At 53.3% G+C, this 18,977-nt stretch carries 16 protein-coding genes, 1 tRNA gene, 1 other RNA gene and 2 pseudogenes; 7 read left to right on the plus strand and 13 right to left on the minus strand.

Annotated elements, in window-relative coordinates:
- Positions 1–184 precede the first annotated feature (184 nt).
- Positions 185–1,138, plus strand: coding sequence for a glycosyltransferase family 61 protein (locus GOB85_RS02015; RefSeq protein ID WP_242011231.1), 954 nt, complete (start codon positions 185–187; stop codon positions 1,136–1,138).
- Here the strand turns inward: GOB85_RS02015 and GOB85_RS02020 are convergent.
- The 7 genes from GOB85_RS02020 to clpS all read right to left on the minus strand — a co-directional run bounded on the left by GOB85_RS02020 (position 1,032) and on the right by clpS (position 5,931).
- The gene (locus GOB85_RS02020) at positions 1,032–1,430 is read right to left on the minus strand and encodes a dihydroneopterin aldolase (RefSeq protein ID WP_173575905.1); all 399 of its coding nucleotides are present in this window, start codon (positions 1,428–1,430) and stop codon (positions 1,032–1,034) included. The genes GOB85_RS02015 and GOB85_RS02020 overlap by 107 nt on opposite strands.
- A 4-nt stretch (positions 1,431–1,434) precedes the next feature.
- Positions 1,435–2,235, minus strand: coding sequence for an SDR family oxidoreductase (locus tag GOB85_RS02025; protein ID WP_408737013.1), 801 nt, complete (start codon positions 2,233–2,235; stop codon positions 1,435–1,437).
- Between the two features lie 22 nt (positions 2,236–2,257).
- Positions 2,258–2,851 carry a recombination mediator RecR gene (gene recR / locus GOB85_RS02030; RefSeq protein WP_173575906.1) on the minus strand — a complete coding sequence of 198 codons (594 nt, stop codon included), beginning with the start codon at positions 2,849–2,851 and terminating at the stop codon, positions 2,258–2,260.
- 32 nt (positions 2,852–2,883) lie between these two features.
- Positions 2,884–3,207 carry a YbaB/EbfC family nucleoid-associated protein gene (locus tag GOB85_RS02035; RefSeq protein ID WP_173575907.1) on the minus strand — a complete coding sequence of 108 codons (324 nt, stop codon included), beginning with the start codon at positions 3,205–3,207 and terminating at the stop codon, positions 2,884–2,886.
- Positions 3,208–3,265: 58 nt separating this feature from the next.
- Positions 3,266–5,302 (minus strand): DNA polymerase III subunit gamma/tau, encoded by a 2,037-nt coding sequence (locus GOB85_RS02040; protein ID WP_173575977.1) that lies wholly within the window; start codon positions 5,300–5,302, stop codon positions 3,266–3,268.
- A gap of 84 nt (positions 5,303–5,386) precedes the next feature.
- Positions 5,387–5,481: signal recognition particle sRNA small type (ffs, locus tag GOB85_RS02045), an RNA gene on the minus strand.
- A gap of 123 nt (positions 5,482–5,604) precedes the next feature.
- Positions 5,605–5,931: an ATP-dependent Clp protease adapter ClpS gene (gene clpS, locus GOB85_RS02050; RefSeq protein WP_173575978.1), complete on the minus strand. Its 327-nt coding sequence runs from the start codon at positions 5,929–5,931 to the stop codon at positions 5,605–5,607.
- 430 nt (positions 5,932–6,361) lie between these two features.
- Here clpS and GOB85_RS02055 point away from each other — a divergent pair, with 430 nt between their 5' ends.
- Entirely contained in the window at positions 6,362–7,447 is a 1,086-nt protein-coding gene (locus GOB85_RS02055; protein ID WP_338421616.1) for a D-alanyl-D-alanine carboxypeptidase family protein, read from the plus strand.
- Positions 7,448–7,597: 150 nt separating this feature from the next.
- On the opposite strand, the gene GOB85_RS02060 is transcribed toward GOB85_RS02055, so the two are convergent.
- A tRNA-Ser gene (locus GOB85_RS02060) sits at positions 7,598–7,687 on the minus strand.
- Positions 7,688–8,240: 553 nt separating this feature from the next.
- Here GOB85_RS02060 and clpA point away from each other — a divergent pair.
- Entirely contained in the window at positions 8,241–10,601 is a 2,361-nt protein-coding gene (gene clpA, locus GOB85_RS02065; protein ID WP_173575909.1) for an ATP-dependent Clp protease ATP-binding subunit ClpA, read from the plus strand.
- Between the two features lie 245 nt (positions 10,602–10,846).
- Positions 10,847–11,650 (plus strand): type I methionyl aminopeptidase, encoded by an 804-nt coding sequence (gene map, locus GOB85_RS02070; protein ID WP_173575910.1) that lies wholly within the window; start codon positions 10,847–10,849, stop codon positions 11,648–11,650.
- A gap of 198 nt (positions 11,651–11,848) precedes the next feature.
- Here the strand turns inward: map and GOB85_RS02075 are convergent, their stop codons facing one another.
- The 3 genes from GOB85_RS02075 to exbB are packed head-to-tail and all read right to left on the minus strand — an operon-like array spanning position 11,849 to position 13,928.
- Positions 11,849–12,733: an energy transducer TonB gene (locus tag GOB85_RS02075; protein WP_173575911.1), complete on the minus strand. Its 885-nt coding sequence runs from the start codon at positions 12,731–12,733 to the stop codon at positions 11,849–11,851.
- Positions 12,730–13,164 carry a TonB system transport protein ExbD gene (gene exbD / locus GOB85_RS02080; RefSeq protein ID WP_173575912.1) on the minus strand — a complete coding sequence of 145 codons (435 nt, stop codon included), beginning with the start codon at positions 13,162–13,164 and terminating at the stop codon, positions 12,730–12,732. Before exbD ends, GOB85_RS02075 begins: the two co-directional genes overlap by 4 nt.
- An 11-nt stretch (positions 13,165–13,175) precedes the next feature.
- On the minus strand, positions 13,176–13,928 hold the full coding sequence (exbB, locus tag GOB85_RS02085) for a tonB-system energizer ExbB (protein WP_173575913.1): 753 nt from the start codon (positions 13,926–13,928) through the stop codon (positions 13,176–13,178).
- Positions 13,929–14,255: 327 nt separating this feature from the next.
- On the opposite strand from exbB, the gene GOB85_RS02090 reads away from it, so the two are divergent.
- The 3 genes from GOB85_RS02090 (at position 14,256) to GOB85_RS02100 (ending at position 18,100) form a co-directional block, all read left to right on the plus strand.
- Complete coding sequence (locus GOB85_RS02090) at positions 14,256–14,939, plus strand: Fe2+-dependent dioxygenase (RefSeq protein ID WP_173575914.1); 684 nt, start codon at positions 14,256–14,258, stop codon at positions 14,937–14,939.
- A 154-nt stretch (positions 14,940–15,093) separates the two neighbouring features.
- Entirely contained in the window at positions 15,094–17,373 is a 2,280-nt protein-coding gene (locus tag GOB85_RS02095; RefSeq protein ID WP_173575915.1) for a TonB-dependent receptor, read from the plus strand.
- 154 nt (positions 17,374–17,527) lie between these two features.
- Positions 17,528–18,100: a tetratricopeptide repeat protein gene (locus GOB85_RS02100; RefSeq protein ID WP_277875817.1), complete on the plus strand. Its 573-nt coding sequence runs from the start codon at positions 17,528–17,530 to the stop codon at positions 18,098–18,100.
- A 70-nt stretch (positions 18,101–18,170) separates the two neighbouring features.
- On the opposite strand, the pseudogene GOB85_RS02105 reads toward GOB85_RS02100, so the two are convergent.
- Both GOB85_RS02105 and GOB85_RS02110 read right to left on the minus strand, forming a co-directional pair.
- Positions 18,171–18,863, minus strand: a pseudogene (locus GOB85_RS02105) (Lnb N-terminal periplasmic domain-containing protein); the annotation flags it as partial.
- Positions 18,864–18,876: 13 nt separating this feature from the next.
- Positions 18,877–18,977, minus strand: a pseudogene (locus GOB85_RS02110) (IS5/IS1182 family transposase); the annotation flags it as partial.

Consider the following 18,977-nt stretch of genomic DNA (forward strand, 5'->3'; position numbering starts at 1 on the left):
CAGCCTGCGTCAGGCCGCCGGAAGGCAGAAACTGATAGAATACTCTCCAAAACTTAACAGAACTTCCTCAGCAAGCGGACCGCTGAGAGATGGTATGGAAAGTTTGTTTCCAGGCTGGTCCACATTAGCCACTCCCATATTTCGATACGATCTGGGCCCCGCCGTGTTCGATCCGTCTCTTACGATGTTCAGTGTACAGGGCTCACCGATCCGGGATATTCTCTATACCCAGCCATTGGCCGTGCTGGATGCGTTTCACGCAACCGGGGGAAAGCCCGTCGAATCCAGTGATCAGATTGCCTGGGCTGGCTTCGATCACTGGAACACCAATTTCTATCACTGGGTCGCCCATACATTACCCACGATCTGTCATTTTCTGAAGACCGCCAGTCCTGACGACGTGTTTTTGTTGCCTGAACTTACTCCCTGGCAGCAGGAGAGTATTGAGCTGATGCAATTACCACGCGACCGTTGGAAAATCACGCAAGCCGACAGACGTTATGCTTTTCCCCATGTTGTTTATACGGATTTTCTGCGTGGGAGGACGGATTTCACAGCATCAGAAACGCTGACAGAAACCTCGCGCCTTCTCAGACAGGCTGCGGGGTGTTCCGAACGTCCAGGCTCGCGCCTTCTTTTCGTTGAAAGAGGCTGCCACGCCAACCGCAGGATTCCGAACGAAGCCGAACTGGCAGACGGGCTGAAGCGGGTTGGTTTTGAATGCGTTCGGCCGGAAACACTGACCGTGCGCGAACAAATTCTCCTGTTTTCCGAAGCGCGTATGGTTGTCGGCTTCCTTGGTGCCGGGCTGACGAACATCGCGTGGTGTCCGCCAGGCACAATTGTCTATGAACTTGTGCCTCGTCATCACCAGAATCCATGTTTTCTGACCGTGGCGATCCGCAACCATCTTTTTTATTGGGGAGAACTGATTGAGACAGGCGTCACGCAGGAGAATCACACCAGCAGAGCTGCGTTACCCGTCGATGTCGGGCGTGTGGTAGCGCATGCGAGAAATCTGTTATCGATGCCTAAACCGTGGCCCAGCGTTCGATTTCCACCCCTACCGAATCAAGATCAGAAAAAATATCCAGCTTCTCAACACTCACACGTACCACGCGAACGCGCTTATTGCTGAGGATTTCAATAGCGATCCGCTCGGCAAGCGTTTCAACCAGTTTTGTATGCTGCGCGGTGGCCAGTCTGCGCACGATAAGAACGGCGTCTTCATAAGAAACGGTACGGCTTAATTCATCCGCGCCTTCGATCAGATCACGGACTTCAGACACTCCGAATGACACGTTAATCCGAACGCGCTGGGTCACACCCTGCTCGTGCGGAAATATACCGATCTGGGCATCGACGAGCATGTCTTTCAGAAACAGACGCCGTAACGGAAACTCGTTGGGCCACGGAGCGAGAATCGTCATCTCTTCATTCTTCCATCAAATGTCCCGCGTCTGGCGGGCCGGCGTGCCACTGGAGGTGCTGTCCTCCATCCAGTGCCAGCATCTGTCCGGTGACGGACGGAAGCGCCAGAAGCGCGAGTGCGGCAGCCGCCACTTCTTCCGGTGAAGTACCGCGACCAAGCGGAACAGACTGACACTGTCTCTGAAACTGTTCAGCGGTCTGACGCAGGCTTGGGAGCGCAGGACCAGGCCCGATCGCATTGACCCGGATTCTTTTGGAAGCCAGAGCCAGGGCCATTGTCCTGGTCAGTGTCCACAACGCTGATTTTGCGACTGTATAGCTCACGAAATGCGGCGTCAGGGACCAGACGCGCTCATCGAGCATATTGAGCACCATTCCCTCATTTCCGTCAGGAAGAGACCTGGCGAAATTCTGTATCAGCACGAAGGGAGCGCGAAGATTGGGCTCAATGTGATCGTCCCAGCTCTCTCTGGTGACGGTATTCCACTCGTCTCTCTCAAAGGTAGACGCGTTATTAATGAGAACGCCGAGCGGACCGAGCGCGGCCGAAGCTGTTTTCACAAGACTCTGCACCTGGGCTTCTTCGGCCAGATCGGCCTGAATCAGGCAACCCTGAACACCCAGTGCCTCAATTTCTGCCAGCAGAGATCTGGCAGCGTCCTCGCCGGAGCGATAATGGATTGCAATGGAAAAACCAGCCTGCGCCAGCGCCAGCGCCAATGCCCGGCCGAGCCTCTGACCAGCTCCCGTCACCAGGGCTGCGCGGGGGATATTCCCGCTGATCGTGATCATCGGCAATGTAATGCTCAAAGGTCGGACTCCCGGATCAGACAGGACGTCTTGCGTTGAGGGCGGCTGTCAGCGTCCCGTCATCCAGGACATCAAGCGTTCCTCCTACCGGGACACCCTGTGCGACCCGGCTGACCTCCACCCCATAGGGGCTGATCTTCTCCTGAAGCCAGTACATCGTCGTCGCGCCGTCAACGGTTGCACCCAGAGCAAGGATGACTTCTTTTACACGTCCGGCGCGCAGCCGCTCAAGCAGTGGTCCGACATTAAGATCAGCAGGCCCCACTCCTCGTAATGCAGACAAAACGCCGCCAAGCACCAGATAGACCCCGTGATGCGCTCCCGCGCGCTCCAGCGCCCAGAGGTCATTAACGTTCTCGACAACGCAGATCAGATCTTTTGCACGATCCGGATCGCGGCAGATATGGCAGGGATCCTCGACATCCAGATTGCCGCATGACGAACAGGTGCGTACGGACAAGGCAGCACTTTCCATGGCGCGGGCCAGGGGCAGCAGCTTTCCGTGCGGGTCACGCAGCAGCGCAAGCGCCACCCGTCGCGCCGAACGTGGTCCCAGGCCCGGCAAGCGCGCAATAAGCCCCACCAGGTGGTCTATATCAGGAATCGGCATCACCTGGCGCCGGAACTCCGCGAGATGATTACTCAGAACGGAAGCTTGAGGCCGGGCGGAAGATTCAGACCACCCGTGACTTTCTGCATCTCTTCTGAGGCTCTCTTATCGAGTTTGACACGCGCATCGGCGCACGCCGCCACGATCAGATCCTGCAGCATTTCCATTTCCGAAGGGTCCGCCAGCTTGGGATCGATGTGAATGGCGCGCATGTCTCCCTTCCCACTCAGCGTGACGTTCACCATTCCGGCGCCAGCTGTGCCCTCGATCTGTATATTTCCCAGACTCGCCTGCATTTCTTCCATTTTTGCCTGCATCTGGGAGGCCTGTTTCATCAGACCGGCGAGATTTTTCATAGTCTTATCCTTATATTGCTGCCGTCATCAACGAGGGCTGAGAGCACGGTTCGATCCATTACTCGTCTTCCGGGTCCGGCACGTCATGGTCAAGCCCCAGCGGTTCGTCGACTTCAATGGGCAGACCATAATGATCGTCAAAGGAATGGTCTTTCACATCTCCAAGCTCCGAGCCGGGAAACGCCCCCAGAATAGCTTTTACGAGGGGGTGACTGGCCGATCTGCGTTTATGGAGCTGAATAATATCCGCACTCTGCTCTGCCAGTGTCGGCTCACCGGGGGCATCGACTTCCCTTATGATCCATTCGGTGGAGAAGCGTGACCGAAGAATATCCTGCAGCCGCCTTGTCAGATCTTTCGGTGCTTCATCCTCAGTGCGTACTTCGACCATTGGCGGAGCAAAATTCACCAAATGTGTCGAGTAACGCAGATGACCATGCAGCGTTGCTTCCCGGCTGTTATCCTTCACAAAGGCAACCAGCTCCCGCCAGGATTTCGGTTCTTTTTGGGGAGGGACAGCGGCGGAGGCCCGAAGTGGAACAGCATCTCTGACCGGTCCGTCGCTCCAGTCTCCGTTAGCGGCACGCTGGAGAGGCATGGCGTCACCACCGGATGGGGCTGATTCCGGCGACGCGAGCGGAGCAGCGTTCCGGCTCGGTGCGGCGCTCCCCTGCATGTCGGCTGAACGGGCAGATTGCGGCTGGTGTGATATGGCCGTCTGGTCTGCAGAGGCCTGTGCTGAAGAGTCCTGATCCAGGCGCTTCAGAAGATCGGACGGAGACGGAAGATTCGAGGCGTAACACAGGCGCACGAGAACCATCTCGGCGGCTTCGCGCCTCAGGGGAGCGTCGTCAATTTCCCCGATACCCTTCAGCAGCATCTGCCACATGCGTGACAGTGTTGCGAGTGAAAGAGATGACGCGAAGGCGCCACCACGCGTTCGTTCCGACTCGGGAAGATCAAGAGCATCCTGTAAGCTCTGCACGGTTTTCAGGCGGGTAACGGTGTGCGTTAATTCCGCAAGATCCCTTAGCATCAGGCCCGGATCACCACCCCGATCATAGATCGAATCAGACAATGCAATGGCGGCCGCAATATCGCCACGCATCACGGCATCAAAGAGATCAAAAACGATACTGCGATCCGAGAGGCCCAGCATTGTGGCAACAAGCGTCGCCGGAATGCCGGACTCTGCGTCCCCTTCGCTACCAGCGCCACCCTGGGCAATAGCCTGATCAAGGAGCGAGAGGCCGTCACGCACCGAGCCGTCAGCGGCACGGGCGATGAGCTTCAGCGCTTCCGGTTCGATCGCGACTTTTTCACGTTCGGCGATTCCGGTGAAAAAAGTCACGAGTTCCGACTGGGCGATCCGGCGCAGATCGAAACGCTGACAACGCGACAGGACGGTGACGGGAACTTTGCGCAATTCCGTCGTCGCAAAAATGAATATCACCTGTGATGGTGGCTCTTCGAGCGTTTTCAGCAGGGCGTTGAAGGCATTTCTGGACAGCATATGCACTTCATCAACGATGAAGACTTTCATGCGCCCCTGAATCGGCCTGAAATGGCAGGCTTCTATGATTTCGCGCACATCGTCGACGCCCGTGCGTGACGCCGCATCCATTTCCAGCACATCCGGATGACGATCCGCGAGAATTGCAACGCAGTTCGGGCAGACACCACATGGATCGACCGTCGGGCCACCTTTCCCGTCGACTCCCGTGCAGTTGAGTCCGCGAGCAATGATACGCGCTGTTGTGGTCTTGCCTACACCACGCACGCCGGTGAGCATGAAGGCATGCGCGACACGTCCGGTCGCAAAAGCATTATGCAGAGTGCGGACGAGTGCGTCCTGACCGATCAGTTCATCTAATGTTGTCGGACGATACTTTCGGGCAAGAACCCTATAGCCGACACCTGTATCAGGCGGCGTCGTGGATTTCAGAGCCGGGAGAGCCTCGTCCCCTCCCCCCTGAACGGATTCTGAAGCACCACTTGCTATAGACGGGGGACCGACGTCTTCGTCCCCGAACAGACCCGGCCCGTTACCTTCAGGCAACGGCAGATCGTCAACCAGGCTGTCATCGTCAGGCATATTTTCGGCGAATCCAAATGAACCAATCATGGTTCCAGGCAAAGCGGCCATGCCATTCAGGCAAAATATACGCTTTCCAAAACTGTGAGAGACCCGCCGCGACCCGAGCGAAACTTACTGCGGCTGCTTCCTTCCGGATCTGACCGGGTTGGCAAGGTGCACGTCCACAACGGATCTCCCGCTACATGGGTAGCACACAAACAGCGCGAAAATAAAGTCCGGTAAAAATAATTGTATCCAGGGGACCGGGGCGACTCTGAACGATGGGGTCCTGCGCCGCGGGTACATTTGCGAGACGCGTTTTAGTCTCTTTCAATGGTGCATTGAAGCGGATGCTGATTCTGGCGTGCGAGGTCCATGACAAGGGTCACTTTGCTTTCAGCGACCTCGTAAGTGAATACACCACAAACGCCCACGCCCTTCTTATGAACATGTATCATGATATTCGTCGCCTCATCCCGGGTTTTATTAAAAAACCTCTCAAGCACATGCACGACAAATTCCATTGGAGTATAGTCATCATTCAACATGAGGACTTTATACATTGACGGCTTTCTGGTTTTTGTTTTTGCCCTTACCAGAACACCGACGTCTGCTTCATTATCATTATCTTTAGAACCATCGGACATTTCAATCCGCACACCACCACCCGAGCAGAGTATTGTCCGCTCCGATCCGCAGCTGGCGCTGTTCTTTTCAGTTGGCGATATCATCTTTCTCTCTGTAAACTGCGATAGTCCCTGTGAAAACAGAAATCTGAACGTTCATCCAGTGCGTCTGACGCATGATGGAGGCTACGGAGCAGGAATTAAAATCGTGTTCCCGCCCATCAGCCAAGCGTAACGCCTTACTCAATTTGTTAGCAATTTTTTGCTAGACGATAGAATCGGGACTGCTAAGGTTCTGAATCGACGGGCCGGAAGAACTGCCGTAATTCTGGCACTGTCACATGGTAAGAATGAAGAATCCGGAGCGGCAGGTTATCCGGAGGACGTTCGCAGCGATTTCGCAGAACGATGAAAGGGAGAGGCACGCGTGACTGCTCGTCGGAATACCAGAGTGCCCCGCGTCGCGTTCGCAGCCCTCCTTTTATCAGCCTTCACCACCCGTCATTCTGCGCACGCACAATATGTTGGCCATATAAGTGCGTTCGTGTCGGACGCCAGAACGGGCGCCGTGCTTGCTCAGGTCAATCCGGATCTGCAACGCTATCCGGCAAGCCTTACCAAGCTGATGACACTTTATATGACTTTTAAGGCCCTGCGTTCGGGCGCTGTAACGCTTGATCAGGCGGTGCCGGTATCCATCCATTCCGCAACCCGTGAACCGTCCAAACTGGGGCTGGTTCCTGGTTCCTATCTGACTGTGGAACAGGGCGTGCTTGGGCTGGTGACCAAGTCTGCAAATGACGCTGCGTGCGCTCTTGGAGAGCTCATTGGGGGAAATGAGGCTCAGTTTGCTGCAATGATGACAGCCCAGGCGCATGATCTGGGCATGTCACAGACGACGTTCCGCAATGCGTCGGGACTTCCTGATCCGGGTCAGATGACAACAGCCCGTGATCTTGCGACGCTTGCCCAGCGTCTCATTTCGGATTTTCCGGAAGACTATCACTACTTCTCAGTTGGTGTTTTTTATTTCCACGGGCACGAAATCCCCAATCATAATCCGATGCTGAGATATTATCCCGGGGCCGACGGGATGAAGACCGGCTATACCGCTCAGGCAGGCCTCAACCTGGTGACATCGGCCATGAGAGATAATGTACGTCTTGTTGGGGTTGTCATGGGCGCGTCCTCTAACATTGAGCGTACCCGCACAATGGCCGCCCTGATGGATCAGGGTTTTGCGGATGAAGGCGTTGCACCGGTCGAACGGAGCGCTCCGATGGCAAAACCGTTTATTCTGGCACGTGCGACACGATCGAGACGTAAGACACTGACTTTTTTTGCATCATCTGAGGATGCCCGGCATGCACCGGTTCAGGTCGCGGAGGCCCCTCTTCGACGCTCGAAAAAATTCGGTATGAAACCGGGCATTGTGCATTACGTGCTGGCCAGGGCGCCTTTGGCTAAACACAGCAAAGCAGCACATGAGCATACCGGTTCCCGAGGCGAACACTCGCGGCACCGTTCAAAAACATAAAAGCAGGTAGAATTTTCGTAGAAAGCCCGACGATGCTGTCATCGGGCTTTCGCTCGCTGATGAGACCACAGTTCAGGCGTGCCGATTATACTCTTGTAACAGCAGCTTGACGGGCATCGTATAAGCCGGGTTTTCTAAAGATTATTTATATGGCGGATGGGGTGGGATTCGAACCCACGGTACGCTTACACGCACGCTGGTTTTCAAGACCAGTGCCTTCAACCGCTCGGCCACCCATCCTTATCGTCGAAACAACAGAACACTGACTTTGTTTCGGGCGCCTTCCTAGCGTGTTTTCTACTGCTCGTCCATCATGGAATTACGATTATAATCCATAATATTTGTAAGCAATGCTGAATACAGCCGGGTAGAGTTTATCAAAGAAAAACTCATCGAAATTAACAAAATTTTGCCCTGAAGATATGTAACTGAAAACTGATGATACTTTCGTATCACCCAAACATCTGGGGATAAACAACCACCAGCCTCAACACCCGATATCGCATTCTTAATAGCATTGAGTCTGAAAACAGTTTTCAGAAAATACAGGCTGCCCAGTCTGGCGTAAGATCAATCCGTTTTAAACCGGATTCAGTGAGAAATTTAGTCCGTCGAAAATGTGTCTGATAATTCCCCGCCGGCTTGCACCATCGATCTGAAAGATTACGAAAATTTTTCTGCTGACAGCGGTCTTATGGCTGGCTTTTCTGGCCAAAGCACCCAAATATGACGAAGTGAAAGGTCCCCTGCGGCGTGACCGGATACGCCAACCGAAGAAAGGAGTATCTTAATCATGTTGTCACGCAATCTTGAGCAGACATTGCATCGGGCGCTGACTCTCGCAGGTGAGCGACATCACGAATATGCTACCCTTGAGCATCTTCTGATTGCCCTGATCGACGACGCTGACGCGGTAACCGTATTCCGTGCCTGTGGTGTTGATATGGACAAGCTCCGCAGTGACCTGACGGAGTTTCTCGACAAAGATCTTGCCGGTCTTACGTCGGAAAGACCGACTGAGCCGAAGCCCACCGCTGCCTTTCAGCGCGTTATTCAGCGGGCTGCTATCCATGTCCAGTCAACAGGACGGGATGAGGTGACGGGAGCCAATGTGCTGGTGGCACTGTTTGCCGAACGCGAAAGCCATGCGGTCTATTTTCTTCAGCTTCAGGATATGACCCGGCTGGACGCGGTCAACTTCATCTCGCACGGCATTGCGAAAGCTCCGGACAGAACTGTTCGACGCACGGTCAGTGGCACGCCCGCTTCGGCTGAAAAAGATGAAACCGAACGCGAGGAAAAATCTCGCGGGGCTCAGAAAGCCGGAGATGCGCTGTCTACATACTGTGTCGACCTGAACAAGAAAGCTGCTGACGGGAAGATAGACTCGCTGATCGGACGTGACGCGGAAGTCGAAAGAACGATTCAGATCCTGTGCCGTCGGACGAAAAATAATCCCCTGTATGTCGGAGATCCCGGTGTCGGGAAAACCGCTATCGCGGAAGGCCTGGCAAAACGCATCGTGGAGGGTGATGTTCCGGAAGTTCTTCTGAACTCAACGATTTATTCGCTGGATATGGGGTCCCTTCTCGCGGGCACCCGTTATCGGGGGGATTTTGAAGAACGCCTGAAAGCCGTTGTAACGGAACTCGACCAGAACCCGGGTGGGATTCTGTTTATCGATGAGATCCACACGGTTATCGGAGCGGGAGCCACTTCCGGAGGAGCGATGGACGCGTCCAATCTGCTGAAACCGGCTCTGGCGGCAGGAACACTGCGGTGCATCGGATCGACGACATATAAAGAGTTCCGGCAGCACTTTGAGAAAGACCGTGCTCTTGTCCGGCGCTTCCAGAAAATTGACGTGGATGAACCCACTCTTGATGATGCCATAAAAATTCTTCGCGGGCTGAAGACGAACTACGAAAAGCATCACAAGGTTCGTTATACCGACGACGCTCTCCGTGGTGCGGTTGAGCTCTCAGTCAAATATGTTCACGACCGGAAGCTCCCTGATAAGGCTATTGATATCATCGATGAAGCCGGTGCATCCCGGATGCTTCTCCCGGAAAGCAAACGGCGCAAAACGGTCACTTTGCGTGATATTGAAGATGTGATCGCAAAAATCGCACGCATTCCGGCGAAAACCGTATCGGCTGATGACAAAGAAGTTCTCAGAACGCTGGAACGTGACCTGAAAAATATGGTCTTCGGCCAGAACAAAGCAATTGAGGCTTTGTCAGATGCGATCAAGCTGTCCCGCGCGGGGCTTCGTGATCCTGAGAAGCCTATTGGGAGCTATTTGTTTTCAGGCCCTACTGGCGTTGGCAAAACAGAAGTGGCCCGGCAACTGGCCAGTACTCTTGGCATTGAACTGATCCGCTTCGATATGTCGGAGTATATGGAACGGCACTCTGTTTCACGGCTTCTTGGAGCTCCGCCGGGTTATGTTGGATTTGATCAGGGGGGGTTACTGACAGATGCGGTCGATCAGCATCCGCATGCCGTGCTGCTACTTGATGAAATCGAAAAAGCGCATCCTGACCTGTTTAACGTTCTGCTTCAGGTCATGGATCACGGACAGCTGACGGATCACAACGGCAAGACAGTCGACTTCAGGAATGTAATCCTGATTATGACGACCAATGCCGGGGCAGCGGATCTTAGCCGGGAAGCAATTGGTTTTGGCCGCGATATGCGCGAAGGCGAAGATGAAGAAGCCATCAAAAAGCTTTTCACTCCGGAGTTTCGCAATCGTCTTGATGCAATCATTCCTTTCAGCAATCTCCTTCCTGAGACTGTTGGTCGTGTTGTCGAAAAATTCGTTCTGCAGCTCGAAGCCCAGCTTGCGGACCGGAATGTCACCATCGAGATGTCTTCAGCAGCAAAGGAATGGCTGGCGGAACGCGGTTATGACCGGCTTTATGGCGCCAGGCCTCTTGGTCGTGTGATCCAGGACGCGATAAAGAAACCGCTGTCGGAAGAGTTGTTATTTGGCAGGCTGGCTAAAGGTGGTGCAGTCAAAATCTCAGTGAAAGACGGCAAACTGAGTTTTGAATTCCTTGCAACGGCTCCCGCCGGGCCTGTTGCCGATGATGGAGAACGTAGCGAAGAAAAGGAAGAGAGTGCCGATCCCGGCAATCTGCCTTCTTAAAGCCGGAAACTATGGAGGCGCCCACGATTGGGGCGCCTCCGGAATATTTCCGGATTGCACAGAAACATTCCTGAGTGTGAGGATGTTACCGGCTTAAATGCCTCTTCCCGTTCTGCGTGAATGACGCGGTTTATTTTTGCGTGAATGAAGTTTCATCTCAGTTTCCGGAGACTATTCCGTAACTTGCGCCGGGTGGGTAAACGCGGCAAGGTTCGCGCCTCTTAATTTCGTGAATGGGGGAGATCATGGAAGGTGACACGGCACGTGGCGGGGTTGTGCTTTACGATGAAGCAGACTTCGTTGGCCTGAGAGCAGCGGGCAAACTGGCCGCAATGACACTGGACATGATTTCGAGCCATGTAAGAGCTGGCGTAACCACCGGCGAGCTTGATGATATCATTCATAAATTTATGATTGATCATGATTCCGTTCCGGCCACTCTGAACTATCGGGGTTATCCTAAATCATCCTGTATTTCTCTGAATCATGTCGTCTGTCATGGCATACCCGGAGACCGGGTTCTGAATGATGGCGATATCTTAAATATCGACGTTACATGCATCCTGAACGGCTGGTATGGTGACAGCAGCCGTATGTATACGGTCGGAACGACATCGATAAAGGCGAAAAAACTTATCGATATAACATATGACTGCATGATGGCCGGCATTTCCGTAGTCAGGCCTGGCGCTACGCTCGGCGACATTGGTTACGCGATTCAAAAGCTGGCGGAAGCGAACAGATTTTCAGTTGTTCGGGATTTTTGTGGCCATGGGATCGGGCGAACATTTCATGCTCCCCCAAACATTCTTCACTATGGGCGACCCGGTGAAGGTATGACACTCAAAGCCGGAATGGTTTTTACTATCGAACCAATGATCAATATTGGTAAGCCGGACGTCAAAATACTTGATGACGGCTGGACCGCTGTGACACGGGACCGTTCCCTGACTGCGCAGTTCGAGCATATGCTGGGTGTTACCCAAAACGGCTACGAGATATTCACTTTATCTCCAAAAGGCTATACCGGACCACCTTATGCAGAGTGATCTGACTTAAGCAGAAAATGGGTGCGGTTACGGCAGAATCAGAAATCGTACCCATTTAATGTGTCTTTTTATTTTGATTGATCAGATCTCATAGAATGGGTTTCTTCTACTCAGGATAGCATTACTTGTGTTACCCTGATTCCTTTATCGGATATTCGGTTTTCCCTGAGCACAGAAAGCTTCAGGGCACGCATATGATTAGTCGTCTTTCTGGTTGAGATAAAACTCCACGGGAACTGTGAGAGTTATTATTTCACCCGTTACACTGTCAGGGGGCACCGGCAGTGGCTCGGCCCGTCGCACAAGGGCCATTGTTTCTTCGTCGAGTAGCGCACGACCGGAACCATGTACAATATTTGCTGCCAGAACATGACCCTGCCGATCCATGCGAAAATGGAGCATGGCAGTGCCTTCCTGATGCTCGCGTTGCGCCTGTGCGGGGTAGCGTTTGTAGCGTTCCAGGCGCGCCAGTAACGCGCTCTGCCATGTAAGCGGATCGTGCGATGCATGAGCAGATGCTGCACCAGGCGCTGATGCGGTCTGAACGGCTGCGGCTGGCGCGTCAGCAGACGGAGGAGCTGTGGTCTGCCGGGCTGGTGGCGTCTTATCCGGAACGACCTTCTTTACATGCAGGACTGTTTTGTTCTTGTGCTTAGCCACAGGCCGCTTGTCTTCCCTGGGCACGGGAACTGGCGGATTTGGAGCCGGTGACAGTGGCGCGGAAACCAGAGGCGGAGTATCGGGAGCGGCAACAGGCTGAGATTGTATTTGCTGCGGCCCTGGAGGCACATCGGCTGGCATCATGATGGCAGTTGTTGTCACCGGCGCCAGATCAATGGCTATTGCTGCAGGTGGCGGAGCAGCCAGGGGCTCTGCGGTCTGTGGTCTGTTTATGCTCAGCACCAGGGCAGAGACAATGGTGACAACAGCAATAAATGAAGCGCCCCGGAGTAGTTTTGCTCGTCGTGCCTCCTGCCGAAGTCCGGTTTTATACCATTCCTGAAATGAATATGATCCGGCTCGCTGATCAGCGCCATCGAAAGGCAATGACGGTATCAGGACTGACTGAAACGTAATGCTCATGGCTCGTCTCCTTCCTCCTGCCCCTGCAGATTGACCAGAGCGACTTTGAGGTAGCCGGCACTTCGGAGCTTATCCATCACTCCCATCAGCGAACCATAATCGACAGCTTTATCCGCGCGCAGGAAAATCCGCTCTTCTTTGCTGCCTTTTGTCGCGCTGGACAGCGCTGAAAGAAATCCATCTGCTGTGACGTCCTGCTCACCCAGTGCCAGCGTATGATCCGCCCTGATCGTCACAAAAACCGGCTCATCCGGACGCGGTGCCGGCTTCTCGGTCGAGGACGGCAAATCAACAGGGACATTCACTGTGGTCAGCGGCGCTGTAATCATAAAAATCACCAGCAGGACCAGCATCACATCGATGAAGGGCGTGACATTGATTTCATGCATTTCCTTTACAGTCTCAGCCGCATGGCGAATACGAATGGCCATTACCCCCTCCCCTATTCCGCCGGAATTCTCTGATCACGCGTTTCAAGCCGGACAAGCCGACCGGGGCCTTGTCGTGAATGCAGACGCCCGAGGTCGCGTGAGACCAGCCGCATGACCAGAGCGGTTAGATCAGCCACATTTTCCCGACATCCGGCAGATTGCCTCGCCAGATGATTGTAAATTACGACAGCCGGGATTGCCGCGACCAGACCAAGGGCTGTCGCGAGAAGAGCTTCTGCTATGCCGGGAGCGACCACAGCAAGACTGGTCGCTTTCGTTGCAGCGATACCTGTGAAGGACGTCATGATGCCCCAGACGGTGCCAAACAGGCCGACAAACGGTGATGTTGCACCGATCGTCGCCAGAATACCGGTCCCGCTCATGAGCCTTCGTGCCTCAGCAGCCTCCAGTCGCTCAAGATGCAGCGCAATGCGTTCTTTCAGTCCCTCACCATCATCTGGTATGTCACGGGAACGCTCACGTTCGAGTTCAGCCGCAGCGACCATCGTGTGAGCAATACGGCAGCCGCGAGTCAGCTCTTCTCCGCCATCAAGACTTTCTGCCTGATCAAGCGCTGCTTCAGAAATCCGAAGATTTCTTTTTAATCTTGTCAGTTCAATGGTTCTTGCAATCAGCACTGTCCAGCTAATCAGACTCACAAAGGCAAGAATGATCATCACACAGCGCACGACGGGTCCTGCGCTAAGAAACATGTGCCACGGGGAAAAAGTGATGGCTGCGATTGCAGGGATGTCAGTGGGCATGGGTAACACTACGCCTTTGCGCAATGGGGCAGACGCCATTCGAATCCGGATGTTTCATGAACAGAAAACACTGTTTCCTGCACCTGTGCGGGACGTGCGGCATCTAACGGTCTCAGAGGTTCTGTGCCTATCCGTTACGACGACACACTGCGAAGAGCTTTTCAGGCCGGATGTGCTCCTCTCTGTTGGCTTTATGGCAAACCCGGAGTAGTTTCGCAACTGCGAATCACTCGCATACTCTGCCCGGTATGCAAGCCTTCCGCTGTCGCGGCGGTATACCGCTCCCGGATCGCAAATATATTTTAATGTTTCACGAAAGATCATGACGTGCTCGTACATGTGCCTGATGTTCTGACGCCTGAAGAACTCTCTTACTGCCGCAAAGCCCTTTCTGAATCCGCATGGGTGGACGGCAAGGTGACTGCCGGCGAACAGTCCGCCAAAGCAAAATACAATCTCCAGGTTCCGCAGGATTCGGATATGGGAAGGGAACTTGGCGAGCTGGTTTTACGTGCGCTCGGCAGAAATCCGACATTCACAAGCGCGGCGTTGCCGCTCCGCGTCTTCCCTCCTCTTTTCAATCGTTACGACACCGGCATGCATTTCCATGCCCACGTTGATAATGCCATTCGTCCTGTGCCCGGGACCGGTTTCAGAATACGGACTGATGTCTCTTCCACACTCTTTCTCACGCCACCGGAAGACTACGATGGAGGAGAACTCGTCATTCAGGACACTTTCGGCACGCAGAGCATCAAACTCCCGGCTGGTGATCTGGTTCTCTACCCTTCGACAAGTCTGCACAGCGTTCAGCCCATCACACGGGGCAGTCGCTGGGCATCATTTTTCTGGACACAGTCTATGGTGAAAGACGATGCAAAACGTGCGCTTCTCTATGACTTTGATCAGTCGATCATTGAAGCGCGCAAGAGTCTCCCGGATGATCACGCCGCCATTCTTGGTCTGACAGCCACTTATCATAACCTCGTAAGACAGTGGGCCGAACTGTAAAGTTCGCGTCCAACAGGACATATTTCGTCATAAATATTATACCCTGAATTTATTGCGAATCATTCTCGTTTTCATATACGAAACAAACACACGAACCGTGTCATTCTTCTTATGGAGCAGACGAGCCGCATTACGGGTCGTCAGGAGCAGTTTTATGAGTCACTCAGCCTGGTCGGTTTTAAAGACCACAAAGGTGCGTCTGGCCGTCGCCTTCGGGGTCTCGGTGGGGATAGGTGCGACCGATGGTGAAGCCGATGCGCAGGATACGCAGCAGCCTCTGCCGTCCGACAGTGCCATCAGTCTGCCTGCCGTCAGAGTCCACGGGCAAACGGCTCCTGATGCCGGATCAGGCAATACCAACAGCCAGATTCTGAATATTTCCCGAATGCCAGCGACTGTTCGCGATACGCCGCAAACAATCAACGTCATTCCACAGGAACTGATTAAGGAGCAAAGAGCATTTACCCTTGATCAGGCTCTGGCAAACGTGCCGGGCATCACCCTTTCCACTGGTGAAGGCAATGGTGGCCTCAATGGCGATCAGTTCCGCATTCGCGGGCTTCAGGCACGCCAGGATATGTACACCGATGGCCTGAAAGATTTCGGCACCTACACGCGAGACACTTTCAACATGGAGAGTGTCCAGGTCATCAAAGGGCCTTCAGGTGAATATTTCGGTGCGGGCAACGTTGGTGGCGTCATCAATCAAAGTCTGAAACATGCCCATAGCGGTGAAAGTTATGATTACGATCAGGCATTCGGGAGCGCTTCGCAATTCCGTGGCGCCGGCGACATCAATTACCAGATCAGCAATGACGTCGCGCTGCGTGTAAACGGCATGTATAATCGTCAGAATGTAGCGGATCGTGACCACGTCACAGCAAACCGCTACGGCACGGCCGTTGATCTGGCTGTTGGTCTTCAGAGCAAGACCTCATGGCATCTGACGTGGCAGTGGCTGAATGGTGACAGCAAGCCGGATTACGGTGTGCCAATGATCCAGTTGGCAGACGGTATTTATCGTCCGATTACGAGCCACGGTCTGGCACGCAATACGAGCTACACCCGGAATTTCGACCGTGATCGCTCTGATGTGCATAACCTGACATCGGCTGTGAAATCCGAAATTACTCGCTGGTTCACGCTGACGAACGATACCCGACTTACAAAATATGAGCGTGAATATACGGCCACCACACCGTCTTCCTGTTCAGGCTCATGTGCCGCACAGTTTCTGAATGGAGGCAATCCGGCTCTTGCCTATGGCGCGGGTGGCGGTGCTGCCTACCGGCAGAAAGGCTGGGGAGCACAGAACATCCTGATGGGACAGGCGCGTTTTAAAACCGGATTTATCAAACATGACATTAAAGCAGGCGTTGATGTCAATTACGTCAATGACGACCGCTATTACGGCAGCTGGGCGCACCGCGTTAACAATCAGACCATTCGTGATCCTCAATATGCTTACGCCAATCCGGGACTAACTTTTCCCCGGTCCGGATTTCGTAATGCCGATGCGACCGATGTCGGGCTGTTCTTCTCCGATCGCATTCAGATTACGAAAAAGCTTTCTCTTTTCGGCACGGCCCGCTGGGATGCATTCAAAAGTACTTATGCAACCGACACCGGCGGCAGTCGTCAGCAGCAGAAATCTGATCGCTGGAGTCCGTCCGGCAGTATTGTCTACTCTCCTGTCGAGATGGCCTCATTTTACTTCACCTTTGCCCGCTCATATAAGCCTGTCGGCACCGATGTCGCCTCAATGGTCACAAACAGCGCCACGACGGGCGAAGTCGCTCAGAACAGTAAGAACTTCTCACCACAGCGCTCGGATCTGTTCGAATTTGGCAGTAAAGCTGACTTTTTCCAGAAGCGCCTTGGGGCTACGCTTTCATTCTTCCAGATTAACGAGAGCAATTCGTTTTACTACGATGAAAATGGCGATCTGATAACAGGCTTCGCTGATCAGGGAAGTGGACGTCGTATCCGGGGGGCAGAACTTACGTTGAATGGAAAAATTACCAAAAACTGGCAGATTTTCAGCTCTTATTCCTATATGGATGGCAAAGTCACAAACAGCGCCACAGCATCCGGAAACGAAGCTCCGCAGGTTCCACACAACAATTTTTCGGTGTGGACCTCGTATGATCTTACGGATCGGTTGCTCAGTAAGGACTGGGGTCGCCTCAAAGTCGCCGGTGGTGCGCAATATGCTTCCGGTTACTGGGCAGGACCGGATGTCAGTAATACAGCACGCATGCCCTACAATTTCTCACTCAATGGCACGGTATCCTGGGAACTCAAGCATTATCGGGTCTCGTTTAACGCCAACAACCTGACGGATCACCTGAATTACGCATCTTCATTCTCTTCAGGCCGCGCAGTTCCGCTCTCCGGCCGTACATTCCTGGGCAATGTCGGCGTCTCGTTCTGACATGACCGGAAATGATTTTTCCGGCAGCAGCGAAGAAATCTGTCCGTGCGATCAGTCAGTCGCACGGGCATCCGCGACAAGATTATCAGTCGAAAGTTTACTTCTTCTGGGTCAGATCGCCCTTAATCGCAATGATTTTTCACAGGCTTTCACCATGTTCGAAACTGCTGCCCGAAGCGGGGATGCAAAGGCTCTCAACATGCTTGGAAGGGCTTATGAACGCGGTTGGGGGACGGTCAGGAACCCGAATCAGGCAGCCCTCTGTTTTTATGAATCTGCCACAGCTGGTGATGGCTGGGCCATGTTCAATCTTGCCGATCTCTATCTTTCAGGACAGGGCATTCAGAAAGATACTGTCCTAGCATATAACTACTACATCGGGGCTGCACGAAAAGGCATTGGAAAAGCGCTTAACATGCTGGGCCTTCTTCACGAAGACGGCAGTATCGGTTCGCCCGATCTTCAGACTGCCAGTATTTTTTTTCAGGCTGCATCAGATGCCGGCGACCACTGGGGTGCGCTGAACCTTGGCCGAATTTATCTGTTCACCGGTGATCAGACGCAAGCCTGCGCCTCGTTTCATCATGCACTGCAGGTCGGGAAGGCCGAGGCTCTTGAAGCACTGACAAAACTTCTGAGTAATATTGATGATCATTCATCAACAAAGACTATTTCCGATGTCATTCTGGCGCGCATTCGGCTGTATAAACCAGGAAGATCTTCTTAATTACGTGACATAAACAGCATATATTAAATAATATTTTTACACAAAATTAATTCTGATGCCTCAACGGAGATCATTCGGTCGTGCCCTCTGATCCCTGACGAATTTCTTCTGAATAATTCAAACCGGGAACAGCGCCTTTCGGACGCCAGATACGGCTGTGACTTTTCAGTTCAGCAAAGCTCATGCTGTCATCAAGTAGCCCAACATCATAGGCCAGTGACGCGGTATGACCACTCAGAAGCACGCGCCAGTCCCAGCGGTAACGAAGACGCGCACCGGCACGCGCGAGAATTCCCGTGGTGCAGTTATCTGTGAGAGTATTATACCATTGTGGATACGTGTTCAGACTGTGAATTTCGTTCAGATAACTGAGAAACAATTTTTCCCGTATCGCTGGCGTCAGACGAAGAGAGTACAGGTAAACACGTTCACGCCTGATATCTGTGCGGACACCTATAAGATCACGTTCATCCGCGGTGACGTAAAAGAGTTCATAGTGGTGAAAAAACCCCGCGATTACCGAGTACGGAAATGATTTCTGACGTCTGGTTTCAATGGAAATCGCAAGATGCTGACCCGTTTTGAAACCAAAAGTCAGGAACACATGTGCGATATTTTCACTGGCCCAGTAAGAGGTGATAAGATCGACCGCGTTGAGTTTGTCCAGACTGAAATCCGCGTCATAATACTGCGGTGTATAGTCCTGCTCTGTTTGGTATGCGAAGTTACGAATATGCTTTACGTGAACAATACGGCCATTAATCTCAGAGCCTGAATCAGAAAGCGGTTTGATTGATTTTTCGCAGAACTCTGCGGATATGGGCAATCATCAACCATGCGCAGGATGACGAGATTGTTGTCTCGACATCCTTCGTGA

The sequence above is a fragment of the Acetobacter fallax genome (assembly GCF_011516735.1).
GTDB classification, from domain to species: Bacteria; Pseudomonadota; Alphaproteobacteria; order Acetobacterales; family Acetobacteraceae; genus Acetobacter; species Acetobacter fallax.